The sequence below is a fragment of the Rossellomorea aquimaris genome (assembly GCF_020171925.1).
Lineage (GTDB): Bacteria > Bacillota > Bacilli > Bacillales > Bacillaceae_B > Rossellomorea > Rossellomorea aquimaris_F.
This window is the reverse complement of sequence record NZ_JAIVAR010000004.1, coordinates 137,493-164,201: the sequence shown is the minus strand read 5'-3', so window position 1 is coordinate 164,201 and position 26,709 is coordinate 137,493. Positions and strand designations below refer to the sequence as shown.

Annotated in this window: 24 protein-coding genes and 1 other annotated feature; of the genes, 21 read left to right on the top strand and 3 right to left on the bottom strand. The window is 47.0% G+C overall.

The genetic code is table 11. From position 1 onward, the window contains the following. Positions 1-9 precede the first annotated feature (9 nt). Entirely contained in the window at positions 10-495 is a 486-nt protein-coding gene (locus tag LCM10_RS15180) for a LiaI-LiaF-like domain-containing protein (RefSeq protein ID WP_224877142.1), read from the bottom strand. A gap of 460 nt (positions 496-955) precedes the next feature. On the opposite strand from LCM10_RS15180, the gene hemA reads away from it, so the two are divergent. The 6 genes from hemA to hemL are packed head-to-tail and all read left to right on the top strand — an operon-like array spanning position 956 to position 7,241. Further along, positions 956-2,308: a glutamyl-tRNA reductase gene (gene hemA, locus LCM10_RS15175; protein WP_224877141.1), complete on the top strand. Its 1,353-nt coding sequence runs from the start codon at positions 956-958 to the stop codon at positions 2,306-2,308. A gap of 15 nt (positions 2,309-2,323) precedes the next feature. Beyond that, positions 2,324-3,157 carry an inner membrane protein YpjD gene (locus tag LCM10_RS15170; protein WP_224877140.1) on the top strand — a complete coding sequence of 278 codons (834 nt, stop codon included), beginning with the start codon at positions 2,324-2,326 and terminating at the stop codon, positions 3,155-3,157. A 17-nt stretch (positions 3,158-3,174) separates the two neighbouring features. Beyond that, on the top strand, positions 3,175-4,107 hold the full coding sequence (gene hemC / locus LCM10_RS15165) for a hydroxymethylbilane synthase (protein WP_224877139.1): 933 nt from the start codon (positions 3,175-3,177) through the stop codon (positions 4,105-4,107). After that, the gene (locus LCM10_RS15160; protein WP_224877138.1) at positions 4,107-4,901 is read left to right on the top strand and encodes a uroporphyrinogen-III synthase; all 795 of its coding nucleotides are present in this window, start codon (positions 4,107-4,109) and stop codon (positions 4,899-4,901) included. Before hemC ends, LCM10_RS15160 begins: the two co-directional genes overlap by 1 nt. A 27-nt stretch (positions 4,902-4,928) precedes the next feature. Continuing rightward, entirely contained in the window at positions 4,929-5,903 is a 975-nt protein-coding gene (hemB, locus tag LCM10_RS15155) for a porphobilinogen synthase (RefSeq protein WP_224877137.1), read from the top strand. 45 nt (positions 5,904-5,948) lie between these two features. Further along, a complete protein-coding gene (hemL, locus tag LCM10_RS15150; RefSeq protein ID WP_224877136.1) occupies positions 5,949-7,241 on the top strand; it encodes a glutamate-1-semialdehyde 2,1-aminomutase in 1,293 nt (430 codons plus the stop codon). An 18-nt stretch (positions 7,242-7,259) separates the two neighbouring features. Here hemL and LCM10_RS15145 read toward each other — a convergent pair whose 3' ends face one another. Further along, positions 7,260-7,691 carry a hypothetical protein gene (locus tag LCM10_RS15145; RefSeq protein WP_224877135.1) on the bottom strand — a complete coding sequence of 144 codons (432 nt, stop codon included), beginning with the start codon at positions 7,689-7,691 and terminating at the stop codon, positions 7,260-7,262. Positions 7,692-7,791: 100 nt separating this feature from the next. On the opposite strand from LCM10_RS15145, the gene spoVID reads away from it, so the two are divergent. Continuing rightward, entirely contained in the window at positions 7,792-9,033 is a 1,242-nt protein-coding gene (gene spoVID, locus LCM10_RS15140) for a stage VI sporulation protein D (RefSeq protein WP_224877134.1), read from the top strand. 255 nt (positions 9,034-9,288) lie between these two features. Then, the gene (gene ysxE, locus LCM10_RS15135) at positions 9,289-10,314 is read left to right on the top strand and encodes a spore coat protein YsxE (protein WP_224877133.1); all 1,026 of its coding nucleotides are present in this window, start codon (positions 9,289-9,291) and stop codon (positions 10,312-10,314) included. 43 nt (positions 10,315-10,357) lie between these two features. Here ysxE and LCM10_RS15130 read toward each other — a convergent pair whose 3' ends face one another. Beyond that, entirely contained in the window at positions 10,358-10,546 is a 189-nt protein-coding gene (locus LCM10_RS15130; protein WP_224877132.1) for a hypothetical protein, read from the bottom strand. Positions 10,547-10,715: 169 nt separating this feature from the next. Next, positions 10,716-10,950, top strand: a binding site (T-box leader). A 72-nt stretch (positions 10,951-11,022) separates the two neighbouring features. On the opposite strand from LCM10_RS15130, the gene LCM10_RS15125 reads away from it, so the two are divergent. The 13 genes from LCM10_RS15125 to LCM10_RS15065 all read left to right on the top strand — a co-directional run bounded on the left by LCM10_RS15125 (position 11,023) and on the right by LCM10_RS15065 (position 26,607). Beyond that, on the top strand, positions 11,023-13,674 hold the full coding sequence (locus tag LCM10_RS15125; RefSeq protein ID WP_224877131.1) for a valine--tRNA ligase: 2,652 nt from the start codon (positions 11,023-11,025) through the stop codon (positions 13,672-13,674). A gap of 102 nt (positions 13,675-13,776) precedes the next feature. Then, on the top strand, positions 13,777-15,090 hold the full coding sequence (locus tag LCM10_RS15120; RefSeq protein ID WP_224877130.1) for a bifunctional folylpolyglutamate synthase/dihydrofolate synthase: 1,314 nt from the start codon (positions 13,777-13,779) through the stop codon (positions 15,088-15,090). 95 nt (positions 15,091-15,185) lie between these two features. Further along, complete coding sequence (locus LCM10_RS15115; protein WP_224877129.1) at positions 15,186-16,898, top strand: sensor domain-containing diguanylate cyclase; 1,713 nt, start codon at positions 15,186-15,188, stop codon at positions 16,896-16,898. Positions 16,899-17,108: 210 nt separating this feature from the next. After that, positions 17,109-17,729 carry a hypothetical protein gene (locus LCM10_RS15110; RefSeq protein WP_224877128.1) on the top strand — a complete coding sequence of 207 codons (621 nt, stop codon included), beginning with the start codon at positions 17,109-17,111 and terminating at the stop codon, positions 17,727-17,729. A gap of 22 nt (positions 17,730-17,751) precedes the next feature. Next, complete coding sequence (locus LCM10_RS15105; RefSeq protein WP_224877127.1) at positions 17,752-19,095, top strand: VanW family protein; 1,344 nt, start codon at positions 17,752-17,754, stop codon at positions 19,093-19,095. Positions 19,096-19,120: 25 nt separating this feature from the next. Further along, entirely contained in the window at positions 19,121-20,779 is a 1,659-nt protein-coding gene (locus LCM10_RS15100) for a GspE/PulE family protein (RefSeq protein ID WP_224877126.1), read from the top strand. Between the two features lie 14 nt (positions 20,780-20,793). After that, the gene (locus LCM10_RS15095) at positions 20,794-21,837 is read left to right on the top strand and encodes a type IV pilus twitching motility protein PilT (protein ID WP_224877125.1); all 1,044 of its coding nucleotides are present in this window, start codon (positions 20,794-20,796) and stop codon (positions 21,835-21,837) included. Further along, positions 21,834-23,045, top strand: coding sequence for a type II secretion system F family protein (locus tag LCM10_RS15090; RefSeq protein WP_224877124.1), 1,212 nt, complete (start codon positions 21,834-21,836; stop codon positions 23,043-23,045). Before LCM10_RS15095 ends, LCM10_RS15090 begins: the two co-directional genes overlap by 4 nt. A 118-nt stretch (positions 23,046-23,163) precedes the next feature. Continuing rightward, positions 23,164-23,577, top strand: coding sequence for a type IV pilin protein (locus LCM10_RS15085; protein ID WP_224877123.1), 414 nt, complete (start codon positions 23,164-23,166; stop codon positions 23,575-23,577). Continuing rightward, positions 23,578-24,321 (top strand): prepilin peptidase, encoded by a 744-nt coding sequence (locus tag LCM10_RS15080; RefSeq protein WP_224877122.1) that lies wholly within the window; start codon positions 23,578-23,580, stop codon positions 24,319-24,321. A gap of 30 nt (positions 24,322-24,351) precedes the next feature. Next, a complete protein-coding gene (gene pilM, locus LCM10_RS15075) occupies positions 24,352-25,323 on the top strand; it encodes a type IV pilus biogenesis protein PilM (RefSeq protein ID WP_224877121.1) in 972 nt (323 codons plus the stop codon). Further along, complete coding sequence (locus LCM10_RS15070; RefSeq protein ID WP_224877120.1) at positions 25,310-25,903, top strand: hypothetical protein; 594 nt, start codon at positions 25,310-25,312, stop codon at positions 25,901-25,903. Before pilM ends, LCM10_RS15070 begins: the two co-directional genes overlap by 14 nt. Next, positions 25,900-26,607, top strand: coding sequence for a hypothetical protein (locus tag LCM10_RS15065; protein ID WP_224877119.1), 708 nt, complete (start codon positions 25,900-25,902; stop codon positions 26,605-26,607). The genes LCM10_RS15070 and LCM10_RS15065 overlap by 4 nt, the downstream gene beginning before the upstream one ends. The last annotated feature ends 102 nt before the right edge of the window (positions 26,608-26,709 follow it).

The window sequence follows — 26,709 nt, the reverse complement described above, 5'->3', positions numbered from 1 at the left end:
GGGGAGATTCTACTTTTTCCTTATGAATAACAAGTAAGCACCGGTTAGGATGATGACGATCGGCCAGAATTCCCAGGCTGAACCGACACGGCCTTCAATCAATCCCAACCATACGGCTGCCCTGTCAGAGAATAAGAGAATGACAGACAGGGCAAGAAAGAGGATCCCCTGGAACAAACCATTCCCTGTCTTCTGATACCGCAACAGAAACCCCAGTGAGATGATGAGGATGAAGGTCCCCATATGATCCGGCCATAGTTCCAGCTTGTTCACGACGTGAAAATGAATGCCGAAACCGACGAGGATCGTACCAGGAAGGATGGCTTCATAGTCCCTGCCAGCATACCCTTGACCAAGGAAGGCGATTCCGACAATGAGTAAAAGGGTCGGCCAAGTGAAGAAATTCTGGAACAGGACGATATTCGCTTGCTGTAGATAAAAGTATAACCCGAATCCGATCAGGATCAATCCGGGGAAATATTTTTGCTGTTTCATATATAACCTCCATTATGAAAGATTTTTGTGTCCCATTGGTAGATATGTATTTTATTCGTGCAAGGAAATGAAAGTGGACAGACGGAGAGGGGGTTTCATATACCCTCGCTCATCCAACCTAAACAAGAAGTTCATATACTGTCATTAAACCATATCCAACCCACTCCAGGGTGAGGAATATGGTTTATTTTACAACGTTTTAGGAAAAATGAAAGTAAGAAGAGATCATCTCATACTATATACGCCCTAAATCATGTGAATCCTTTCCATTACTTGATTCTTTCAGCTTGTTTTGATAACCTACATTAGTAGGAATTGTCGAGAGATGATAGAAATGAAACGGCTTTCATTACATGCACCATTCAGCCAGGTTTCAATTTCTGTTCACATTTACGGGCAAAGGTTCTCCTTGGACATGTTATAATAAGGGTAAGATTTTATTGGGGGTGTAGTGCATAGCATGTATACAATCGTCGTTGGTTTGAATTATAAAACGGCCCCTGTTGAGATTCGTGAACGTTTATCATTCAATGAAACTGATCTGCCATTTGCTATGAGAGCATTGAAGGAAAAGAAGAGCATTCTGGAGAATGTGATTGTTTCCACTTGCAATAGAACGGAAGTATATGCAGTAGTCGATCAGCTTCACACAGGTCGTTATTATATAAAAGATTTCTTATCACAATGGTTCAATATAGATAAAGAGGAGTTCACCCCGTACTTGTTCATCTATGAACAAGAAGGAGCGGTCGAACACCTTTTTAAAGTGTCCTGCGGTTTGAACTCGATGGTATTGGGGGAAACCCAGATCCTCGGTCAGATCCGTACAAGCTTCTTGACCGCACAGGAAGCGGGGACAACTGGAACGGTATTCAATCATCTGTTCAAGCAGGCTGTGACGGTGGCGAAGAAAGCCCACTCGGATACGGAGATCGGTTCAAATGCGGTATCGGTCAGCTATGCAGCGGTCGAGCTTGCCAAAAAGGTCTTCGGGTCACTTGATCAGAAGCACGTGTTGATCCTCGGGGCAGGTAAGATGGGCGAGCTTGCCATCAAGAACCTGCACGGAAGCGGTGCAACGAAGGTAACGGTCATCAACCGTACCTATGAAAAAGCACAGACCCTTGCAGAGCGCTTCGAAGGGAAGGCCAAGACCTTGCAAGAGTTGAACTGTGCCTTGGTTGAAGCGGATATCCTGATCAGCTCTACAGGAGCGAAGGATTTTGTCATTTCGAAAGAGACGATGCAACATGTCGAGAGCATGAGAAAAGGACGTCCCCTTTTCATGGTGGACATTGCCGTCCCACGTGACCTCGATCCTTCCATCGGAGAATTAGAGAGCATCTTCCTCTATGATATCGATGATCTTGAAGGCATCGTTCAAGCGAACCTTGCCGAGCGCAAGAAAGCAGCCGAACAGATTGAATTGATGATTGAAGCTGAAATCGTTGCATTCAAGGATTGGCTGAACATGCTTGGGGTTGTCCCTGTCATCTCGGCGCTGAGACAAAAGGCGCTGTCGATCCAGGCAGAGACGATGGAAAGCATCGAACGCAAAATGCCGGACTTGACAGACCGTGAACGTAAAGTGTTGAACAAACATACGAAAAGCATCATCAATCAACTGTTGAAAGACCCGATTTCACAGGCGAAAGAACTTGCTGCCCTGCCTGATGCAGAAGATAAACTCGATCTGTTCGTGTCGATCTTCAACATTGAAAAACAAGTGCAAGAACAGACACAACTAAAAGCAGCCAATGAAAAGAGTGAAAGCAAAGGAAGTTTCACTCCACAACCTTCTTTTCATGCGTAAGTGAGGTTATTGTCTATGTTTGAACAAACGATGACTAGGCTGCACGAACTGATGATTGTTCTGTATGCTATTAGTATCCTGTTTTACTTTATAGATTTCTTAAACAAAAACCGGAAGGCAAATCTTTTTGCCTTCTGGTTACTTGCAATTGTTTGGGTCCTTCAAACAATTTTTTTATTTCTTTACATGATCGATACAGGAAGGTTACCGGTCCTCACGATTTTTGAGGGGCTCTATTTTTATGCGTGGGTGTTGATTACGCTGTCCTTGGTGATCAACAGGCTCCTAAGGGTCGATTTCACTGTGTTCTTTACAAATGTACTCGGTTTCATCATCATGGCCATCCATACGTTCGCACCCGTTCAGGTCGAATCACAGGCAATGGCGGAGCAGATGGTGTCAGAGCTTTTGTTGATTCACATCACAATGGCGATTCTTTCATATGGTGCCTTTTCGCTGTCATTTGTGTTCTCCCTCCTCTATCTGCTGCAACACAAGCTGCTCAAAGAGAAGAAATGGGGGCAGAGGCTGTGGAGGATCAGTGACTTGTCCAAGCTTGATAAGATCTCTTATATCCTGAACTCGATCGGGGTTGCGATGCTCCTTCTAGCTCTGATCCTGGGCATGCAGTGGGCGTATATTAAATTGCCTGACTTCATCCTGTACGATCCAAAAATTATCGGTTCATTCATTGTATTAATTTTATATAGCACTTACTTATACTTAAGAATCAAAAAGAACCTATTCGGCAAATCTTTGGCCATGCTTAACACGGCGGCTTTCTTGATCATCTTGATCAACTTCTTTCTCGGAAGCCGGCTTTCATCCTTTCATTTCTGGTATTCATAAGCTTTCAGGAGGTAATCATGAGAAAAATCATTGTAGGATCTAGACGCAGTAAATTAGCACTGACACAAACAAATTGGGTGATCGATCAGCTGAAGGCGATCGATTCCTCCTATGACTTTGAGGTAAAAGAAATCGTGACCAAAGGCGATCAAATCCTTGATGTCACCCTTTCAAAAGTAGGCGGGAAAGGTTTGTTCGTGAAGGAAATCGAGCAAGCGATGCTGGATAAAACGATCGATATGGCGGTCCACAGCATGAAGGATATGCCGGCTGTACTTCCTGAAGGGCTTACGATTGGATGTATACCAGAACGTGAAGATCACCGTGATGCATTCATCAGTAAAAATCATGTAGCATTGAAGGACCTTCCATCGGGTGCGATTGTAGGTACAAGTAGCCTGCGCAGAGGGGCTCAGATCCTCTCCGTACGACCTGACCTTGAAATTAAATGGATTCGGGGCAATATCGATACACGCCTTGCAAAGCTTCAAAATGAAGACTATGATGCGATCATCCTGGCAGCAGCGGGTCTTTCCCGCATGGGCTGGACAAGTGATGTCGTGACGGAATTCCTTGATCCAGACCTTTGTCTTCCGGCAGTCGGTCAAGGTGCGTTGTCGATTGAATGCCGTGAGGATGATAAGGAGCTACTTGATCTACTGCACCGATTCTCGGATGAAGAAACGACAAAGACCGTGACGGCCGAAAGAGCATTCCTTCACAAGATGGAGGGCGGTTGTCAGGTTCCGATTGCGGGATACGCCGAAGTCAGAGACAACGGTGAAATCGCGCTGACTGGCCTAGTGGCATCACCGGATGGAAATACGATCTATAAAGAATACATGACAGGTGCCGATCCTCAAGCCGTTGGCGAGAAAGTCGCAGAAAGCTTGACGAAGCTTGGCGCCAAAGCACTGATCGACAAGGTGAAAGAGGAGCTTGATCAATAATGAGCTGTGATCGGCCTTTAAAACACTTAAAGGTACTCATCACCCGGGGGAAAGAGGGAGCCAAGGATTTGAGCTCCCTCATTGAAGGTTATGGAGGGATTCCGGTAGTAATTCCCCTCCTTGGCTTCAAGACAACTAACGATTCAGATGAACCGTTATATATCAAATCTATACATAACTATGAATGGGTGATCTTTACTAGTAAAAATGGTGTTGCATTTTTTCTGGAAAAACTAAAAAATCACTCGATTAACCCAGCTTCACTCCCTGCCAAATTCGCGGCGGTCGGGACAAAAACCCGCTCGTATTGTGAAAAATTCGGGCTGTCCGTTTCGTATGTACCTGAGGAGTTCACCGGAGATGAGTTGGCCACGAGATTCATCACCGACATGAAACCTTCGGGGAATGTGTTGGTCCCAAAGGGGAACCTTGCAAGGAATGTCATTGCAACAGGATTGACCGATGCCGGGATTGAATGTGATGAGTGGATTGTCTATGAAACCTTCCTTCCGGCAGAGAGTGAGGAGAAGCTTAAGAGAATGATTGATGAAGAGGGAGTAGATATCCTTACCTTCACCAGCTCTTCCACTGTGCATCACTTCATGAAGGTCATCGAACAGCATTCCCTCCAAGAAAAGGTAGAGTACCTCCCGGCGGCTTGCATCGGACCGCTGACGAAAAAAACGGCAGAGCAGTACGGATTACATGTAAAAATGTGCCCAAACACGTATACTGTAGATGAAATGGTCTCAAGTATCATCCAGTATGCATCCATGAAGAAGGATGAATCATAAACATACCGATCTATTGGAGGTTTTAACGTGAAAGATCTAACATTTAATCGTCACCGTCGTCTAAGACAGACTGAAAACATGCGTTCATTGGTACGAGAAACTCATCTTCGCAAAGAAGATTTAATTTACCCATTATTTGTTGTAGAAGGCGAAAACATCCGCAAGGCAGTCCCATCCATGCCGGGTGTGTTCCATATTTCGATGGACAACCTTAAGGCTGAGATGGACGAAATCGTCTCACTGGGGATCAAATCGATCATCCTGTTCGGTGTCCCTGCAGAAAAAGATGAGCTCGGGAAGCAGGCTTACCATGAACATGGAATCGTTCAAAGAGCGACTCGCTTTGTAAAGGAACTTTATCCTGAAATGGTCGTCGTTGCGGATACATGCCTATGTCAGTATACGAGCCACGGGCACTGCGGGATCGTGGAGGACGGAAAAATCCTCAACGATCCGACCCTTGATCTACTTGCAAAAACAGCCGTCAGTCAGGCGGAAGCAGGCGCTGATATCATCGCACCTTCAAACATGATGGACGGATTCGTCGCTGCCATCCGCCACGGCTTGGATGAAGCAGGATATACCGATGTGCCGATTATGTCATACGCGGTGAAGTACTCTTCCAGCTTCTACGGTCCGTTCCGTGATGCAGCCCATTCAACACCTCAATTCGGGGACAGGAGAACGTATCAAATGGACCCTGCAAACCGACTGGAAGCGCTGCGCGAAGCACAATCCGACATCGACGAAGGAGCCGATTTCCTCATCGTCAAGCCGGCACTTTCTTACATGGATATCATGAGGGAAGTGAAAGACCGTTTCAACGCACCGGTTGTTGCCTATAATGTAAGTGGAGAATACAGCATGGTCAAAGCAGCCGCAGAAAACGGCTGGGTAAATGAAAAGGAAATTGTGATGGAGAAGCTGACAAGCATGAAACGTGCAGGAGCAGACCTGATCATCACGTATTTTGCAAAGGACGTTGCAGGCTGGCTTTCCTAATACAGCGTTAACCACTCCCTAATCATTTTAAAGGAGGAACACCCATTGCGTTCATTTGAAAAATCACAAGAAGCATTTAAAGAAGCAAAGAAATTGATGCCGGGCGGAGTAAATAGTCCGGTCCGTGCATTTAAATCAGTCAAGATGGATCCGATCTTCATGGAAAGAGGGAAGGGATCCAAGATCTATGATATCGACGGAAATGAATACATCGATTACGTGCTGTCATGGGGTCCTTTAATCCTCGGACACAGCAATGACCGCGTTGTGGAAGCAATTAAAAAGGTGGCTGAAAGCGGGACAAGCTTCGGTGCCCCGACGGAAATCGAAAACAAACTCGCCCAATTGGTCATCGACCGCGTACCGAGCATCGAAATCGTGCGCATGGTCTCTTCCGGTACGGAAGCCACAATGAGTGCCCTGCGCCTCGCACGTGGATATACAGGACGGAATAAGATCATCAAGTTCGAAGGCTGCTACCACGGACACGGAGATTCACTCTTGATCAAGGCGGGATCCGGTGTCGCGACGCTTGGACTCCCTGACAGTCCCGGAGTACCTGAGGGCGTGGCGCAGAACACCATCACGGTCCCATATAATGATCTCGAAAGCATCCGATATGCGTTTGAACAATACGGCGACGATATCGCTGGTGTGATCGTGGAACCAGTCGCAGGGAACATGGGCGTCGTGCCTCCGCAGCCAGGCTTCCTGGAAGGATTGCGTGAAATCACCGAGCAGCACGGTTCCTTATTGATCTTCGATGAAGTCATGACAGGGTTCCGTGTCGGCTATGGCTGTGCACAAGGATATTTCGGCGTCACACCTGACTTGACTTGTCTTGGGAAAGTAATCGGCGGCGGACTCCCTGTCGGCGCATACGGCGGAAAAGCGGAAATCATGGAACGAATCGCTCCGAGCGGTCCGATTTATCAAGCGGGCACACTGTCCGGGAATCCACTAGCGATGACGGCTGGTTACGAGACACTCAGTCAATTGACACCTGAGAGCTATGAGGAATTCGGACGCAAAGCCGACCTACTTGAAGAAGGCTTGAAGAAAGCGGCTGAAAAATATGAGATCCCTCATACAATCAACCGTGCAGGTTCGATGGTGGGACTATTCTTCACCAATGAAGAAGTGAAGAACTACGAAGGTGCAAAATCCTCCGACCTGGAAATGTTCGCAGACTATTATCGCGAAATGGCCGAGCAGGGAGTATTTTTACCTCCTTCCCAATTCGAAGGACTCTTCCTCTCCACCGCCCATAGCGATGAAGACATCACAAAGACGATCGAAGCAGCGGAAAAAGCATTCCAAAAGATTAGTAAGAAATGATCAAATGATTGTCGGCCTCTAGTTGGGGGCCGGCTTTTTTTTGTTGTGACGTGTTGGTTTGCTTTCGGCGGGCGCGCTGAGCGGGTTTACGGCGGGGGTGCTGGTTTTGAAGTGAAGGGGTGGTTTTTTGGTGAATGGCAGATAAACGTGACATTTTGGCAGATAAATCTGGATTTTGGCCGATAAAAAAATAAAATGGAAGATAAAATGAAAAAACGGCAGATAAATTTTAAAAATGGCAGATAAATGTGAAACGGGCGACATTACGGCCGACCGCCGACCGCCACTCATCATCGGCGACCCCGCGGCTCCAACGCCACCCGGCAACACCACGCTCCCCAGCACCATGCCGAACCCCATCCCCTGCGACGAACGAACCCAAACCATGCACTCCCCACAACCCCAATCCCAAACCACTAAAAGCACTTCCACAAGCAATAGATTTTTCAAAACTTCTGCAACATTATCATAATTCTCTTTTGCGTTTCATAAAGTGATAATGACATTGTCATATATTTCTTAGGTTTGGAACTTGAAAGGAGGAATTTCTTTGTCACAAGATCAACAATCGTGCCTGCGATTTTCTTTGGAAGAATCCATTTGGTTCAAAAAAGGACAGGAAGTTGAAGAATTGCTATCCATCTCCTTAGATCCACATATAACGATTCAAGAACAAGAACAATATGTCCTCATCAGGGGGACGCTCGATCTATCTGGAGAATACTTACCGAGCACCCCACGTGGTGAGGAGGAAGAAGAAGACGGATTTGAAGCAATCGGCAAATTCGTCCAAACGGTGGAAAAAAGGGAAAAAGGTGAGAACGAATTTGTGCACCGTTTCCCGGTCGATGTAACCATCCCGAAAAACAGGATTGCCAATCTCGGGGATATTGATGTCTATGTTGAATCCTTTGACTATGTCGTTCCGGAGAATGCATGCTTGAAGCTGAATGCGGATTTGACGATCACAGGGATTTATGGCGAGCAGCAGACGCATACTCCTTACGAATACCAGCAGGAAGAGCTTCATGCTCCCCTTTATCGCTCCTCGGCTGTTGTAGAAGAAGAAACAGAAGAGGAACAACCTTATTACTACGGGGAAAATGAAGTGGAAGAGGAAGAAGAAAGACCTTCGTACTTCCAGGGAGATGAGGAAGAAGAGTATGAAGCAGAAGCAAATGAAGTGCAAGTAGATGAATCGGCAGAAGCTTCAGAGGAAGATGAATATGAGCCGTTTTCGTTGGAAGGAAGGACACCGCCTGCAGAGGAAGAGGATGAGATCCCTGTTCACATTCAGTACGATTCTCATACACCGCAGGAGGAACCGTACTACAGGAAAGAAAACGTATTCGAGCTTCCAGAACATGAACTGAGTGAGTCCTCACAGGAACAGGAAGTATCGGAGGCGCAGAAGGAACCGGTGAAGATGCAAGAGCAGAAACCGGTCCAGGAGGTTGAAGAAGAAGAGGAATCCTCTGCAGTCGAAGCTGAAATGGAGGAGGAAAGCTCTAGTTCAGCTGAAGAATCTTCGGAACAGAAGAAGAAGTTCAAAGGAAAGAAAAAGTACGAATCCATTTCCTTGACGGATTTCTTTGCAAGGAAAGAAGAAGAGCATGCTGCGAAGTTGAGGGTGTGCATCGTACAGGATGGGGAGACCCTCGACCATATCGCCGAAAAGTATGATCTCACGGTTGCCCAGCTTCTCAGGGTCAATAACTTGGAAGCCAATCAGGATGTATATAATGGCCAGGTGCTTTACATTCCGAATGAAGAACCGGTGTTCAAAGCTTAAGAAGCAGATCCACTTGAATAATTTCGTTGAATCAGGACTGACACCATTTTTTCTGGGGGCAGTCCGTTCTTTTTTATAAGGATCTGTTTTTCAGGATGTTGATTGGCTAGAACTTGCGGGAAAAATGTGAGTACTGAATGGATCAGTGAATGCGCCAACCGCCCTCGATCGGATTTCGGGCAGCTGGTGTTGACAGGGTACACTTCGAGAAATCGTACCCTGGTTAAACTTTATAAAAAGGGGAGGTGAACAAACATGCAAACCGTCGATAGTCTACGTCCGGTCCTGCAGCCGTACGGGGTAGAACCCCACTTCGTCGAGGATACCGGAAACGTGTGCAGGGTCTACTCCAATAAAGGGACACTTGCTGTCAAGCATATTCCAGCCCAGACTGGAGTCGACTTTGTCAGGAATGTGCAAACCCTATTCCAGCGGGGGTATAACCGGATCGTGCCTATTTTTCCGACCATGGATGGAAGGTATGCAGTCTGGCATGAAGGCGAACTGTTTTATGTGATGCCTTGGATGAGCAATCAGGATAAAGAAGGGCGCTTTGAAAAGCATCAGAAACTGTTCCGAGAGCTTGCGAGGCTTCATACGATTTCTTCCCAGGATGTAAAAATAAACAAAGAGGACCGTGAATCCCATTACGAACAGTTGACTTCGCGATGGGATAAGGAACAAGAATTCCTCGATGAATATGTAGAAGTCTGTGAGAAGACGGAGTATATGTCCCCTTTTCAATATCACTTCTGTATGTTTTATAAAGATGTGTCCCAGGCTCTGAAATTTTCCCGGAAAATGCTCGATGAATGGTATGAAAGTACGAAGGATCTTGAGAAAGTCAGGACGGTCATCATCCACGGCAAGTTGTCGACAGAACACTTTCTCTTTGATGACAGGGGGCTTGGTTACTTCCACAATTTCGAAAACTCCAAAGTGTCCTCCCCTTTTCATGATTTGCTGCCATTCCTGTCAAGGACATTGAAGACGTATCCGAAATACTATGACGAGTGCGTCGAGTGGCTTGAAACGTACTTTCAGCATTTCACGGTACGCAAAGAAGAAAGGCTCCTGTTCATGTGTTATCTTGCCTATCCGAGTTCGATGATTGCAATCACAGAGAAGTACTTTCATACGACGAAAGCAAATCGGAATGAACTGAAATCGCTCAAGAAATTGCAGCGTCATTATTGGCTGCTGAAGAATACAGAATACGTGGTCATGAGGCTCGACGAAATCGAGCGCAAGAAGAAAGAAGCCGAGGAAGCGGAAGCATAAAGGAAGGACTGACGAAAACCGAAAGTCCATGTTTCGTCAGTCCTTATAACCAGTCAAAATAAATGGCCAGGGCGATGCCGATGAAAACGGTCAAAAGGAGAACGTCAAATGTAGTGGGAAGCAAGATGGTACGGATGGCTTGAAACACAGAGAATGGGATGATGAACTGCTTGCATATCAACCGGATATTCCGTAGCCATGGGGGCAGTGTGTAAGGGTTGTATCGACGCATGAGTGTCACTCGCTTTCTAGGTGGATTCACTACTATATCCTATGAAAAGAAAAAAAATTGGTTCTTCACCCGATTTTCCCCGTACAACCCGAATATTTTTCAGCAAAATGGGCGATAATGATTGACGAAAGTTCAGTGAATCCTATACTATAATGATACATAAAATATTTTAAAAGCGTTGAACAGGAAGAGTACATTGCCCCCCGCTTTCAGAGAGGAAAATCGGTTGCTGAGAGATTTTTCAAGCGAAGACGATGGAAGGTCGCCTGCAGAGCTGCTCCCATGAAATCAGTAGTGGAAGCCGGTTAAAAGCCGTTATGGTTCATTGAGAGTTCAGAAGAGCTGTGTTCATGCGTCTTCTGAGAAAAAAGGTGGTACCGCGAAACGAATCCTTCGTCCTTTTACAGGACGGGGGATTTTTTGTGTTCATCACAAAAAATCTGAAATGAACGCTTTAGAATAGAGGAGGAAAAGAAATGGAAACTCAAGATCAATTATCGATGCCGACCAAATACGATCCGAATAGCATTGAGCAGGGGAGATACAAATGGTGGCTTGAAGGGAAATTCTTCGAAGCGAAAAGCGAGAAAGACAAAGAACCCTATTCCATTGTCATCCCGCCGCCGAACGTAACGGGGAAACTTCATCTTGGTCATGCGTGGGACACAACGCTTCAAGACATCCTTACCAGGATGAAGCGCATGCAAGGATACGACGTGCTATGGCTGCCGGGCATGGACCATGCCGGGATTGCGACACAGGCGAAAGTGGATGAAAAGCTTCGTAACCAAGGAATCTCAAGGCATGACCTTGGACGTGAGAAATTCGTTGAAGAAACATGGAAATGGAAAGAAGAATATGCTGAGCATATCCGTCAACAGTGGGCGAAAATCGGTCTTGGACTCGATTACAGCCGTGAACGGTTTACGTTGGACAACGGATTATCGGATGCGGTCCAAAAGGTATTCGTCGACCTTTACAACAAAGGCTTGATTTACCGCGGCGAATACATCATCAACTGGGATCCGGCTACGAAAACGGCCCTTTCCGATATCGAAGTCATCCATCAGGATGTCCAGGGTGCATTCTACCATATGCGTTATCCATTGGCTGATGGAAGCGGTAGTATCGAAATCGCGACAACACGGCCTGAAACGATGCTCGGGGACACAGCGGTAGCTGTACATCCGGAAGATGACCGTTACAAGCACTTGATTGGAAAAACAGTGACCCTTCCGATCGTAGGCCGTGAAATCCCGATTGTCGGTGATGACTACGTTGATATGGAATTCGGATCTGGTGCAGTGAAAATCACTCCTGCCCACGACCCTAATGACTTTGAAATCGGCAACCGCCATAACCTGGAGCGTATCCTTGTTATGAATGAAGACGGAACGATGAATGAAAATGCCGATAAATATAAAGGCATGGACCGCTTCGACTGCCGCAAACAGATCGTAAAAGATCTTCAGGAGTCTGGCGTATTATTCAAAATCGAGGAGCATATGCACTCCGTAGGTCACTCTGAACGTAGCGGAGCCGTTGTGGAACCGTACTTGTCCACACAGTGGTTCGTAAAAATGGATCCACTTGCTCAGGAAGCGATCAAGATCCAAGAGGATGAAGGGGATAAAGTCAACTTTGTGCCAGACCGTTTCGAAACGTCTTATCTTCGTTGGATGGAGAACACGCGTGATTGGTGTATCTCACGCCAGTTGTGGTGGGGACACCGCATCCCTGCTTGGTACCATAACGAGACGGGTGAAGTATATGTAGGAAATGACGCACCATCTGATACTGAAAACTGGACGCAGGAAGAAGATGTATTGGATACATGGTTCAGCTCTGCACTATGGCCGTTCTCCACAATGGGCTGGCCGGACACGGACAGTGAAGATTATAAGAGATATTATCCGACGAGCACGCTTGTCACGGGTTACGATATCATCGGTTTCTGGGTATCCCGTATGATCTTCCAAGGCCTTGAATTCACAGGAGAGCGCCCGTTCAAGGATGTCCTTATCCACGGTCTCGTTCGCGCAGAAGATGGACGTAAAATGAGTAAATCCCTCGGCAACGGAGTCGACCCGATGGATGTCATCGAGAAGTACGGGGCAGATTCCCTTCGTTACTTCTTATCAACGGGAAGTTCACCTGGCCAGGACCTGAGATTCTCGGTTGAAAAAGTTGAATCCGTATGGAACTTTGCCAACAAGATCTGGAATGCCTCCCGTTTCGCACTGATGAACATGGATGGTATGACGTATGACGAAATCGACTTGAGCGGTGAAAAATCCGTTGCGGATAAATGGATCCTGACTCGTTTGAATGAAACCATCGAGAGCGTGACCCGTCTGGCAGATCGTTATGAGTTTGGTGAAGTCGGCCGACTTCTTTATAACTTCATTTGGGATGACTTCTGTGACTGGTACATCGAGATGGCGAAGCTTCCTCTATATGGGGAAGATGAAGCGGCGAAGAAGACGACGCGTTCAATCCTTGCTTACGTACTCGACAACACGATGCGACTGCTTCACCCGTTCATGCCGTTTATTACCGAGGAAATATGGCAGAACCTGCCGCATAAAGGCGAATCGATCACTGTCGCTGCTTGGCCAGAAGTGAAGGAAGACTTGTCTGACGCGGACGCTGCTGAAGAAATGAAGCTGCTCGTTGAAATCATCCGTGCCGTACGGAATGTCCGTGCAGAAGTAAATACGCCGATGAGTAAGCAAATCAAACTGATGCTTAAAGCAAAGGATGAAAAAGTCCTGGCTATGCTTGCAAAGAATAAGGCGTACATCGAACGTTTCTGTAATCCTGAACAATTGGATATGGGAACAGACATCACCCCTCCGGAAAAAGCGATGACTGCCGTTGTGACGGGAGTGGAATTATTCCTTCCATTACAGGGACTCATCAATATTGATGAAGAAATTGCCCGTCTGGAGAAAGAACTTGAAAAATGGACAAAAGAAGTATCCAGGGTTCAAGGGAAGCTAAAAAATGAAAAATTCGTCAGCAAAGCACCTCAAAAAGTGGTGGACGAAGAAAAAGCAAAGGAACAAGATTATCTTGAAAAACAGGCTACAGTGAAAGCAAGAATCTCTGAACTGAAAACTGTATAAGAAAAAAGGATAAGGCTTGGAGAAGGAGTCTACTGGTAAAGGGGGACCACCCTGAAGCAGCGGGGCTCCCTTCCAGGCTTTTTTTGATGGGAGTGATGAAGGATGAATACATATGAAGAAGCGGTAGAGTGGATTCATGCAAGGCTAAGGCTCGGGATCAAACCGGGTCTTGAACGGATGAAACACCTGTTGGATGCCTTGGATAATCCCCAGGATAAAATAAAATCCGTCCACATCGGGGGGACGAATGGGAAGGGGTCGACGGTCACCTTTTTGCGTAATATCCTTCAAGAGGCAGGATATACGATCGGTACCTTTACCTCCCCCTATTTTGAACGATTCAATGAAAGGATATCCTTGAACGGACACCCCATACCCGATGAAGAACTTCTTTCCCTCGTAGCGCTCATAAAGCCGATTGCTGAAGGGATGAAGGATAGCGAATGGGGGGAACCGTCAGAATTTGAAGTCATCACTGCGATGAGCATGATGTATTTTGCCGAGATCAAGCCCGACTTTGTCCTCTATGAAGTTGGACTTGGGGGAAGGCTCGATTCAACTAATGTCATCACCCCCCTTGTTTCAGTCATCACAAGTATCGGCATGGATCATATGCAATTTTTAGGCGATACGATTGAAGAGATCTCCTATGAGAAGGCAGGGATCATAAAGCAGGGAGTTCCTGTTGTCTCCGGTGCCACTCAAAGGGAAGCGAAAGAGGTGTTGATGAGGACAGCGGCGGAAAGAGGGAGTAAGTTCTATCAAGCGGGCAGGGACTTTGGTGCACAGCGTCTGATGGTATTGGAAAGAGGGGAGCGATTCCAATTTCAATCACAGACTAACGAAGGCACCTATGAAATCACCATGATGGGCGAACATCAGGTTCAAAACGCGGCGCTTGCTTTGAAGACAGTCGAATGCCTGCGTGATCTGAATGAGATTTCCTATACGGAAACCCATCTCCAAACAGGCTTGAAGAGTGCCTTCTGGCCGGGAAGGATGGAGATGGTCAACGTGAATCCCACGGTCATCCTCGATGGAGCCCATAATCCGGAAGGGATACGTGCACTTGTAAAGTCGATCCACGAACGATTCCCGACCGATAAAGTGACCATCCTGTTCTCGGCGCTAAAGGATAAGGAACTGAAGAATATGATTTCATTACTTGAAGAACCGGCATCGAGCATCGTGTTCACCACGTTTTCGTTTCCAAGAGCGGCGGGGTCTGACGAGCTGCTTTCCCTATCCAATCACCCACGTAAAGGGGAAGCAAGCGATTGGAAGCGATATATAGAAGATAAATTGGACGGTATGGAAGAGAATGAAACATTGTTCATCACGGGCTCGCTTTATTTTCTTTCAGAAGTGAAGCCGTATCTAGTAGAAAAGTTAGAAAATTCCAGAAAAAATAAGTGACTTTAATCCGTCGCTCTGATAAAATATTCTTAAACTTGTGACTATTTAACTATGAGAGAATCTCATTTATCCATTGCTATTGAAGGGGGATAGAAATGCAGCTTTCACGCAGGAAGAAATTTACGTTATTATATGCCTGGCTCGCCGTCGTGCCGGCTGGCCTATATTTTACTTATCAATTCTATCCTCCTCAAAATGTGGCAGGACACGGCTGGGAATTGCTGGCACTCATCTTGTTTGCAGCACTCATCCCGCTCATGCCGATCGTCATCAATGGAGCCACCATCTTCTTCATCCAATGGGTGACCCTCGTGGGGTTCTTGAAATATGGATTGTTTGTTGAGATTGTGTTGATGCAATTTTCGATCATCCCTCTCCTCTTCAGGATCAAGGTGTCAAAATCGGATTGGCATAGGATCCCTTTGAACTCACTGATGTTTTTTCTCGTATCAGTATCGAGTGGATTGGTTTATTTCCTCGTCGGAGGGGAAATCGGAGCGGAGAAAATCGGGGACATCCTGCCTGCCGCCCTGAGCTACCAGGTGGCATCCATCATGATCAATGCATATTTACTGCTAGCGTATCAGCGTTATTTCGTTGTGAGCGAGACCAGGTTCTACACGAAGGACTTTATTTGGGATTTCATCTCGAATATGATCATGTTCCCGATGTCGCTTTCGCTTTATTTCCTTACCTTTCAAATCGGACCGTATGCATCGTTATTGATCGGGATCCCGTTCATCAGCCTATCGCTTATGTTAAAGATGTATAATTCATCCGAAAAAATCAATGAATACCTGCAAAAAGCAGGTGAAATCGGACATCAGCTGACCGAAAGCCTGAAAGTGGATGAAGTTCTCGATATCTTCCTCGAGAAAATCATCGAGACCCTTCCAGTGGAACATGCTTACATACTTGACTGCAAGGGGGATGAGCTTGTCCTTCTGAGACGAGTCGAAAGCAAAGGGAAGGACTTGGATCGATTCCCTGTATTGAAAAAAGGGAAAGGCATTAGCGGCAGGGTATGGAAGTCAGGACGATCGGTGATCTATGATTCGCGTTCTGAATGGGCCACACTGGCCGATGGTTATATGCCGCCTGGAGTTGAAAGTATCCTTTGTGTCCCGATTGTAAGGAGTCAAAAGGTCCGGGGGATCCTTCTTTTGGCGTCATCGAAGAAGCGTGCATATGAAAAGTTCCAGTTGATGATCGTGGAAATCCTATGTTCTTATTTCGGGGTTGCCATCGAGAATGCGAGGCATCATGAAAAAACGAAGAAGAACAGCGAACGCTGCGCGCTTACCAACCTGTATAATTATCGATACTTTGAAGATATGCTGTCGCTCGAATTCAACGAGCTCGAACGTGGAGGCAGGACTTCTTTATCCTTGATCATGCTGGATCTTGATCACTTCAAGGTCATCAATGATAATTACGGTCACCAGAGCGGAAATGAGATCCTGGTTGAGCTTGCCGACAGATTATGCAAGCTCATTGGTTCAAAGGGTACGGTTGCGAGATACGGAGGAGAGGAATTTGTCATCCTCCTTCCCGATACTGAAAGGCCTGAAGCGATGATGCTTGCGGAACGCGTCAGGAAGGCAATCGCCAATCGGCCATTTGTACTGCATGATTCGCTTCAGGCTTCAAATAGGAAGCTGATGGTGAGAATTACGGCAAGTATCGGGGTATCGTCGGCTCCTGAAGATGCAGATGACACAATGACGTTGATCAGACATGCCGACAGGGCACTTTACACCGGTGCAAAGCAAGCAGGGCGGAATCGTGTGGCAAAATATGTGAAATAAGCTGAAAACACCTTCTGGGATGAAGGTGTTTTTTAGTGTACATTACTTGCAAGAGGTGTCAGCAAACAAGAAGAGGGATTCTTTCGCATAAATGACATAATTTATATTTAATATGTTCGCAATGTTTCAATTCACCGCCTTTTGTAATAGAATAGTAATAGTAGAAATTTGTATTTTACTAGCGATATCAGTCGGAATCAGGAGGTAGTGATGACCCAATATCTAATCGCCGCAGCAGCATTTGTCTTCTTGCTGCCCATTTTGGCGCTGATCCCAATGAAGATGTCTTTTAAACATAGAATCATTCTCGCCTTCTTATCTTTTCTTGTTGCGATCCTGGCTTTGGCAAGCACCGAGTTTCTGCCAGTATCAAGTGTACTGATCATCCTGCTTTTGATTGTTGGATTGATTTCATACTTCGTCGAATCAAGAGTCTCGCCCGTCATGCCTGTCAGCACCGTCCTTCAGCCAGAAAAAGATCCTCCCGCCGCCTTGCATCATCCTATCGACAAGAACGAATTGCCTTTTGAACAAGATGATCACGAAACTGTTGCAGTAGATGATCCCGAGATTGGGCTTATGACTGAGTCAGAAGACGACCATGTTGAGGTAGGTCAAAATGACTATATAGAAGAGCTAGACTTAGTGGATGAACAAGGGATAATTTCGAATGAAGAAGAATCACTTGCTGTACGTGATCCAGAAGGATATAGGGGTGAAGTGGAAATCCCCGTTCTCGAGGCCCATATTGAAGACAGTGAGTCGTCCACCATCCAGGATGAGGAAGAAGAGTACAACCGGTTGTTTGCCGGAAGAAATGAGTTGAAATGAAGTCAGACAGGAGGTTCCCGCGTTGAAGAAGTCATCATATTCCAGTACCGTTTTCTTAGTCCTATGCACGGCATATCTCTTCGGTTCTGCTTACGTAGGGTCCTATTGGTATGATCGATTCTTTCATTCCGTTTCTCCAAGTGATGCAATGGTGGCCGGCATGAAAATTTCCAATGCAACTGATCTTCAACAGCAAATCGAGGTGTGGGAGAAGGGACAGAAGCTGTTTGTCACCTACATTGACCGGAAAGAACATATCCCTTCAGACGTGTTTCAATTCGATGTCGAGGGAACCATGATAGGATCAACCGATGGTGAAGATGCGCCGCTGCTTCTCGCAGTGGACGAAAAAAAGCTTCTCGAGACAGTCACTTCCCTTGGCATCGAAGCCGATCGGATACAGATACATAACTTGAAGAACGAGCTCATGGAGCAGGCATCCAAATTGAATATGGAAGAGAAGGAATTTGCACTCGTAGACTACTTGGAAAGAAAAGAGGGCGTGACGATACTCGCTGAACATGAAATCAGCTCGGTCGCCCGGACCCCTGAACTGCAGGAGTTTCTATCTTCAGTCCCTGAAATTGTCATAGAGCCCCTATCGTCCTTTTCAATCCTGAACTTTACGGAGAATCAACAGATGACGTCAATGACAAATGACGAACTGAGCATCATTTCAACAGGGTTATATAAATTGGTCCTTCAATCCGGACTACAGGTCATACAGAGGCATCATGGCACTACACTTCCTGAATATGCAAAACTTGGTTTTGAAGCAAGGGTAGACCGGGAACACCTTCAGGATTTCGTATTTGTGAACCCTGATGATACATCGTACAAGCTCCACTTGGAAATGGTTGGCGACCGTCTTCGGTTCGTGCTAGAAGGTGAGGAACTCCCTTATGGGGTGGAGTTATCCCTAGGGGAAAAGCAACCAGTGAAGCATAGGGTGATCAAACAATATACGCCATATGTCACCTCAGGACAAGTGAAAATCAAGACCGAGGGTAAGGACGGCGTCCAGGTTGAAGTGTGGAGGAGTATGGTGGATTCAGATGGTAGGGTACTGAAACAGGAGATGATTTCGCGGGATTATTATCCTCCTGTACACCGGGAAGAGCTCGTGAGTCTCTCCGATTACCTGAATAGCCAGCAGGCTCAGTCGGGTGAAAATACAGCGGGAACACCGGAAACGGAAGAGGTGAATGCACCAGATCCCTCCACAACAGATGAAACCGCAGAAGAATCGGATGACGTCAGTGAGGGGAACGGAGATGTAGAAGAAGGAGCGGGACGAAAGGAACCGGACAGTGCGGAGCCTGTTGCCCCTTCAAGTGAGGACAAGCCGGATCTCGAAATGAAGTAATAGCTGTAAAATGGGGTGGATTAGCATGGCACAAGAACGAAAACGATTGGGTGATTTATTAGTTGAGGCCGGCCTTTTGACAGAGGAAAAGCTTCAGCAAGCCCTGAAAGAGAAAAGCAAAGATCAAAAGCTCGGGGATGCCATCCTTCAAAAGGGATACATCACGGAACAGCAATTGATCGAGGTGCTCGAGTTTCAGCTCGGCATCCCACATGTAAGCTTGTTTCGATATCCATTCGATCATAATCTATTTCACTTGATCCCGAAGGATGTGGCGAAGCGTAACTTGATCATTCCATTGAAAAAGGAAGGAGACAAATTATTTGTCGCCATGGCCGATCCGATGGACTTCTATGTGATAGAGGATCTCCGTCTATCGACGGGCTTTTTCATTGAAACAGCGATTGCCACCAAAGATGACATCCTTAGGTCGATCAATAAATACTACGATATGGATGAAAGTTTTGAGGAACTGAACGCCTTGGGGAAAGAATCCCAGGCCGAACAAGATGAGACCAATCTGGACCAGGACTCCCCGATTGCGAGGCTCGTCAACCAGATCTTATCGAATGCGGTAACACAGAAGGCCAGTGACATCCATATCGATCCTCAGGAAACCAGGGTGCTCATAAGGTACCGCGTGGACGGCATCCTCCGTACAGAACGGGCGATCCCGAAACATATGCAGGGCATGCTGACAGCGAGGATCAAGATTATGTCACAGCTGGATATCACGGAGCACAGAGTCCCCCAGGATGGGCGCATTAAGACCAACATCGATTTCCGGCCGGTGGATCTCAGGGTATCCACTCTGCCGACGATTTATGGGGAGAAGATGGTACTCAGGATCCTGGATTTGAGCTCATCGCTCAACGACCTCGGGCAGCTCGGGTTCAACACGTTGAACATGAAACGATTTCAATCCCTGATCGACCGTCCGACGGGCATCGTACTCATCACGGGGCCGACCGGATCGGGGAAATCTTCCACGCTTTATGCGGCGTTGAATAAGCTCAATAGTGAAGAAGTGAATATCATCACCGTCGAAGATCCCGTCGAGTATCAGCTTGAAGGGATCAACCAGATCCAAGTGAATGCCAATGTCGGATTGACTTTTGCAAAAGGCTTGCGCTCAATCCTCCGACAAGACCCGAATATCATCATGGTCGGTGAAATCCGGGATAAGGAAACGGTTGAAGTGGCAATAAGGGCTTCCCTGACAGGGCATTTAGTATTAAGCACGATCCATACGAATGATTCCCTGACGACGGTCACCCGTTTGATTGATATGGGTGTCGAACCGTTCCTCGTGGCAACGTCCTTAAGTGGAATCGTCGCACAGAGGCTCGTGAGGAAAGTGTGCAGGGACTGTGTTGAGGAAGAAGCCCCTACCAAAAGGGAGATCGACATCTTCAAGCGAAGGGGATTGACGATTGATAAAGTCAGTCGGGGAAAAGGCTGTGCTGCCTGCAACATGACGGGATATAAAGGAAGGCTCGCAATCCACGAGGTACTCGTCATCAATGATGAAATGAAGAAGATCATCATGAATAATGAACCCCTTTCTACCTTGCGGGAAGCGGCATATAAATCTAAAACCATCTTCCTATTGGATGATGGTTTGCTAAAAGTGAAGCAGGGAATCACCACGACAGAGGAAATCCTCCGGGTTGCAATCGAGTAAAGAAGGTGGACAATATGAAAGAACGCATCAACCAATTATTACGGGCGGCATTTGATTTAAAAGCATCCGATATCCATCTCACGGTCGGATCTCCCCCGATCTTCCGGATCCACGGAGATCTGAAAAGGTACGGTCAGGAGGTCCTGAAGCCAGCCGATACAGAATCCATGGCAAAGGCGGTCATCCCTGAAGACATGTGGACGGAATTCAAGGAACGAGGAGAGCTTGATCTTTCTTATGCCATTCCAGGTGTTTCGCGATTTCGTGTCAATGCCTACCACCAGAGATCATGCATCTCCATCGCACTCCGTGTCGTCCCAACGAAAATCCCGACGCTCGACGAATTGGCCCTGCCTGGCGTGCTGAAGAAAATTGCCGAGAAGCCTCAAGGGCTTGTGCTCGTCACGGGTCCGACCGGAAGCGGGAAATCAACGACACTCGCAGCGATGATCCAATATATGAATCAGACGATGAGAAAGCATATCATCACGCTCGAGGATCCGATCGAGTACTTACATAAGCATGGTTCATCCATCATCGACCAGCGGGAAGTCGGATTCGATACAAAGTCATTCGCATACGGACTCAGGAGTGCCTTGAGGCAGGATCCGGATGTCATTCTGGTCGGCGAGATGCGCGACCTCGAGACGATCCATACCGCCATCACGGCGGCCGAGACCGGGCACCTTGTACTCGGTACCCTGCATACATCGAGCGCGGTTTCGACAATCGAGCGCATCATCGATGTATTCCCGTCAGTCCAGCAATCACAGATCAGGGTCCAGCTTGCTTCCGTCCTGCAAGGCATCATCGCACAGAGGCTGCTGCCGACGATTGATAAACAGGGTCGCGTGGCCGCAACCGAGGTGCTCCTTAATAATTCAGCGGTGGCGAACCTGATCCGCTCCGAGAAGATCCATCAGATCCCGAGTGTGATGCAGACTTCAAGGTCAATGGGGATGGAGCTCCTGCAGTCGACGGTCAAATCGTACGTCGATAATGGGATCATTTCCGCTGAAGTCGCCCAGCCGTTCATGCAGGAGCATGGTTCCCTATGACACGGTTCCGATATGAAGGTAGGGATAGGAGCGGCAGGAAACGTGGTGTCATTACCGCACCTTCCAAAAAGGAAGCGATGATGAGGCTGAAAAATCAAGGGATCCGCGTCATCTCTGCAGAAGAAATTCCGGAAACCTTGCTGACAAAGGAGATCACACTCGGGAACCCTGTGAAGCTTCAGCAGATGGTCGTCTTCCTGCGTCAGTTTTCAACACTATTGAAGGCAGGGGTGACCGTTGTCGATGCGACAAGGATCCTTTCGACCCAGACGAGCAGCAAGGCGCTGTCAAAGGTCCTGTCGGAAATAGAGATCGAGTTGAAAGAAGGGAACCCATTGTCGGAGGCCTTCGCCAAACACCGCAAAATCTTTGAGCCCCTGTTCATCAATATGCTGAAAGCAGGGGAAGCCACGGGGAGTTTGGATGAAACGCTCGAACGGCTCGGCGATCATTTTGAAAAGCAGCATACCACCCGTCAGAAGGTGATTGCCGCCCTGTCATATCCCGCTGTCGTCGGGGTCATCTCCATCGGCGTCGTCATCTTCCTCTTGCTCGCGGTCGTCCCAACGTTTGTGGATATGTTTGCCGATATGGGAAGTGAACTCCCATTGATCACAAGGGTGGTGCTCGGAGCCAGTGAAATCGTGCAAACCTATTGGTATCTTCTGGCGCTGCTTGTCATATTCATTGTTTTGGGAATAACGCTCATCAGGCGAAAGAAAGAAACGAAATACTATCTCGACTATGCGATCTTGCGGATCCCGGTCTTCGGGAGCCTCATCCAAAAAGCGGTTCTTGCACGGATGACCAGGACTTTCAGTTCGTTATTTTCAAGTTCCGTTCCCATCCTTCAGTCGATGGTGATCCTCGAGAGGGTGGTGGAAAATGAAGTGATCGCACGCGTGATCAGGGCATCAAGGGATTCTCTTGAAAGCGGCGGATCACTGACGGAGCCGATGAAAGATCACTGGGCGATCCCGCCGCTCGTCTCCCACATGATCTCCATCGGGGAGGAAACCGGCTCACTCGATGGCATGCTATCGAAGGTCGCCGATTTCTATGAAAAAGAAGTGGAGAACACGACCGATCAGCTCAAATCACTGATCGAGCCGCTCATGATCGTCGTCCTCGCAGGTCTTGTCGGGACCATCGTCACGGCCATCATGGTGCCGATGTTTGAAATGTTTAACAATGTGCAAAATTTCTAGAAAATATGATAAGATTTTACACATTCTGACTATTTCTCGCAGGATTCTGGTGTATAATTAATACTAGATTCCTAGAGTACAAAAGTACTACATATTAATCAAAATGGGAGGAAGAAACATGTTGAAAAAGTTTTTGAAAAATGATAAGGGATTGACTCTTGTCGAGTTGCTTGCTGTTATTGTGATTTTGGGGATTATTGCGGCGATTGCGGTGCCGAGTATTGGGAATATTATTGAGAAGTCACGGGCCGATGCAGTGAAAGCTGAGGGAGTTCAAGTTCTGAATGCTGCGAAATTGTATATGACAGCTGAAGGGCCGATAGCAGATGGTACAACTCTTGCATCTTCTAACTTAACAGAATATTTGACTGAGAATGGTGGGGTCACATGGGATACAGCGTTTACTGTATCTCCAGATCTGAAATTAAATGGAGTAGCAACTAAAGGAAATGTTACAATTACTTTTACTGATGCTACTGTAAGTAAAATTAACACTTATGAATACAGTGATAGTGATAAAACAATTGATTAAATGATACTAATCATCACCCTCTACGCACTCCTCCTAGGCTCCTTCTACAACGTAGTCGGCCTGAGGGTGCCCATGAAGAAATCAATTGTCAAACCTAGGTCGAGCTGCCAATACTGTCGTCATCAGTTGACGGCTATTGAGCTCATACCTGTCTTTTCATATCTCATCCAAAAGGGGAAATGCCGCCAGTGCAAAGGAGGCATTTCTCCTTTATATCCATTTATGGAAGCGTTGAACGCTGTGCTATTTGTCCTGGTTTATCTTCAAATCGGGATGGAATGGGAGGTGCTTGTCGCCTGGACGCTAGTCTCGATGCTTGTCATCATCACGGTGTCCGACTTGAAATATATGGTCATCCCGGATAAAGTCCTGCTCTTTTTCCTTGTGCTGATCATCATTGAACGCATCTTCATCCCGCTCTCGCCTTGGTGGGACAGCCTGGCAGGCGGGGCACTTGGGTTCGGACTGCTTCTACTGATCGCGGTCATCAGCAAAGGCGGCATGGGTGGCGGCGATATTAAATTATACGGCGTCATCGGGCTCGCTGTGGGGGTCAAGGTCACCATTCTTTCCTTTATGATCGCGACATTCCTGGGTGCAGTCGTCGGACTGACGGCCCTTGCCTTCAAGTTGATTGAAAGGGGTAAGCCGATTCCCTTCGGCCCATTCATCGCTGCTGGGACGGTACTTGCTTATTTATATGGTGACACCATTATTTCTCTTTATCTTTCAAGTTTCTATTAAACACTTTTCCGCAAAGAAAGGATCCGGTTCATGGGTTTTCTATCATTTCTCTCACAGTCTCATAAAACAGCGAATATCATCTTCACCGATCATTGCATCCGGTTTCTCGAGCTGAAATCACCTTCTCCGCTCATCGTCTCATCATTTGACGAGCGTTCCCTTCCCGAAGGGGTGATCAGAGGGGGGAAGATCATCGACCGGGAAACCTTGCTTTTCATTTTGGAAGAATGCATTGAGGATTGGAAGATCAGACGCCGGCCAGTCCGCTTTGTGGTGCCGGATCCATTTGTGGTGGTAAGGAAAATATCCATTCCTTCCGATATCCGGGAAGATGAATTGGAGGGCTATCTCTTTTTGGAAATCGGATCAAGCATTCACCTTCCTTTTGAAGATCCTGTTTTCGATTATTCCCCATTGGATACACGGGGGGAGAAGCGGGAAGTGTTATTGGTCGCATCTCAGGAAGAAATCGTCGAGAGCTATAAAGGACTTCTTGAGGATGCGAAGCTAAAGCCCGTCGCCGCTGACATTGCCCCTCTTGCACTGTACCGAACCGTGCTCAATGAAGGGAAGGTGTCGGTGAATCAGCATACAATGCTCCTTCATATGGACGAGCTTCTTTTGACCGTATCGATCTTTCATCAACACGAACCGATATTCACAAGGCCGATCGTCCTCGAAGCCGAAATGGAGGATCGGGCGACTCAAGGTGGTTATGAAGTGAATATGCTTCAGGATACATTGAAGGAAATTGAGAAAGTGATGAATTTTTACCGGTATTCCTTGAATAAAGGGGAACAATCCGTCGAGAAGGTGGTCGTGAGCGGAGGGCATCCTCGCGTTCAGCAGTTGAAAAAAGAGCTGCAGGAAAGGGTTGCGATTCCCGTTGAAAACCTTCAGATGAACAACGTCACGACTCTACAGGATGAGAAGGTCCCATCGGGATACATTATCGCGTTGGGTCTTGCTTTAAAAGAGGTGCAGCTCAGTGAAACTTATTGATATCAATCTGCTTCCACAGAAAGAACGAAAACGGAATGCTTTTACATACAGCATGATGGGGACCGCTGCATTATTCATCCTCATTTTGATGTTTATGACGCTTTCATGGCAGAGCACCGTCAAGGAAACAAAAAGGACGGATGAAAGAATTGAGATGACGAAAAAGGTCATCGAGGCCCAGCAGACAAAGGTCCTTGGTGCAGAAGCTTCCAATAGTGTCGGGAAACTATCCAAGACTGTACAGGAGATGATTGATTATCCTGTCAAAACGGTCCCGATCCTAAACAAGCTCATTTCCCTTCTGCCACAAAGGGGATTCATCCAGCAATTCGAATATGTTGACAGGGATCTGATCAATTTGACCGTCCAATTTGATTCCTCCAGGGAAGCGGCCTACTATTTGTCCCACCTGAAGGAAGAGAAATGGCTCTTGAAGTGTGACATATTGGAAATCACGACCGAGCAGCTGGACGATTCCGCTGAAGAAGATGTCCTGCCAAGGTATCTTGCATCTTACTCCCTGCACCTTGACCCAGAAAAATTCCAGGAACTTCTTGAGGAAGAGGGGGGAGAAGGATGAAAATCGATTTTTCGAAGAAACAGTGGACCATCCTGATCTCGAGTACATTATGCGCCCTGTTCATTTTGGTTGGGGTGAATGTCTTTTATCTTCAACCTGCAGAGAAAAGACTAGAGTACAAACAGGATGAACTCGGCATTCAGGTGAAATTGCAAGAGGCGGTCGAGGAAAAAGTGAACAGCCTCGGGGCGGATGAGCCGGTGGATTCCACTTCCCTGCAAAAGAAAATCCCGGTTGAACCAATGACGGAAAGTCTGATACTCGACTTGGAACAGGCGGAACTCGTGTCAGGCAGCAGCATTCAATCGATTGTGTTCGAGCAGTCGGAAGAGGCTCCTGAAGCGGAAGGAAATCCAGAAACAGATGGAAATGCAACGGACGACGTGATCCCGCCACAGCTAAAACGGATTGGGATGACGATAGTGGTGGAATCACCTTCCTATTTCGAAATGGAAGCGTTCCTAGAGCAGATTGAAGGACTCCAGCGCATAGTCGAAGTGGACGGTCTCTATTTTGAAGGAGAAGAAGAGTTGAAGGAAAGCATGGAAGGCTACAGTGAGGATGTCATCACGTTCGAAGTGGTGGCTTCGGCATTCTATCTACCAGACCTTCAAGACCTGGTGGATGCCGTGCCTAGGATTCAAAGTCCGATGCCTTCCCTGAAAAAGGATCCTTTCCCGCAATTTTCTGATGAAAGTGAGTAGCTGCTCTCCACATTCGCAATCTCAAAAAATACCTGTGCTTAAATCTATCAGAACTCTAGTGAAAAATTTGACGAAAACCTCTTGGGACAAGACGACAAAAGT

Excerpts from the sequence above, each read along its gene's own strand:
- LCM10_RS15095 (WP_224877125.1), top strand. The coding sequence starts at position 20,794 with ATGAAAGAACGCATCAACCAATTATTACGGGCGGCATTTGATTTAAAA.
- LCM10_RS15170 (WP_224877140.1), top strand. The coding sequence starts at position 2,324 with ATGTTTGAACAAACGATGACTAGGCTGCACGAACTGATGATTGTTCTG.
- ysxE (WP_224877133.1), top strand. The coding sequence starts at position 9,289 with ATGCAAACCGTCGATAGTCTACGTCCGGTCCTGCAGCCGTACGGGGTA.
- LCM10_RS15115 (WP_224877129.1), top strand. The coding sequence starts at position 15,186 with ATGCAGCTTTCACGCAGGAAGAAATTTACGTTATTATATGCCTGGCTC.
- hemA (WP_224877141.1), top strand. The coding sequence starts at position 956 with ATGTATACAATCGTCGTTGGTTTGAATTATAAAACGGCCCCTGTTGAG.
- LCM10_RS15125 (WP_224877131.1), top strand. The coding sequence starts at position 11,023 with ATGGAAACTCAAGATCAATTATCGATGCCGACCAAATACGATCCGAAT.
- LCM10_RS15110 (WP_224877128.1), top strand. The coding sequence starts at position 17,109 with ATGACCCAATATCTAATCGCCGCAGCAGCATTTGTCTTCTTGCTGCCC.
- LCM10_RS15160 (WP_224877138.1), top strand. The coding sequence starts at position 4,107 with ATGAGCTGTGATCGGCCTTTAAAACACTTAAAGGTACTCATCACCCGG.
- LCM10_RS15120 (WP_224877130.1), top strand. The coding sequence starts at position 13,777 with ATGAATACATATGAAGAAGCGGTAGAGTGGATTCATGCAAGGCTAAGG.
- LCM10_RS15100 (WP_224877126.1), top strand. The coding sequence starts at position 19,121 with ATGGCACAAGAACGAAAACGATTGGGTGATTTATTAGTTGAGGCCGGC.
- LCM10_RS15180 (WP_224877142.1), bottom strand. The coding sequence starts at position 495 with ATGAAACAGCAAAAATATTTCCCCGGATTGATCCTGATCGGATTCGGG.
- pilM (WP_224877121.1), top strand. The coding sequence starts at position 24,352 with ATGGGTTTTCTATCATTTCTCTCACAGTCTCATAAAACAGCGAATATC.
- hemC (WP_224877139.1), top strand. The coding sequence starts at position 3,175 with ATGAGAAAAATCATTGTAGGATCTAGACGCAGTAAATTAGCACTGACA.
- LCM10_RS15080 (WP_224877122.1), top strand. The coding sequence starts at position 23,578 with ATGATACTAATCATCACCCTCTACGCACTCCTCCTAGGCTCCTTCTAC.
- LCM10_RS15065 (WP_224877119.1), top strand. The coding sequence starts at position 25,900 with ATGAAAATCGATTTTTCGAAGAAACAGTGGACCATCCTGATCTCGAGT.
- LCM10_RS15090 (WP_224877124.1), top strand. The coding sequence starts at position 21,834 with ATGACACGGTTCCGATATGAAGGTAGGGATAGGAGCGGCAGGAAACGT.
- LCM10_RS15130 (WP_224877132.1), bottom strand. The coding sequence starts at position 10,546 with ATGCGTCGATACAACCCTTACACACTGCCCCCATGGCTACGGAATATC.
- LCM10_RS15085 (WP_224877123.1), top strand. The coding sequence starts at position 23,164 with ATGTTGAAAAAGTTTTTGAAAAATGATAAGGGATTGACTCTTGTCGAG.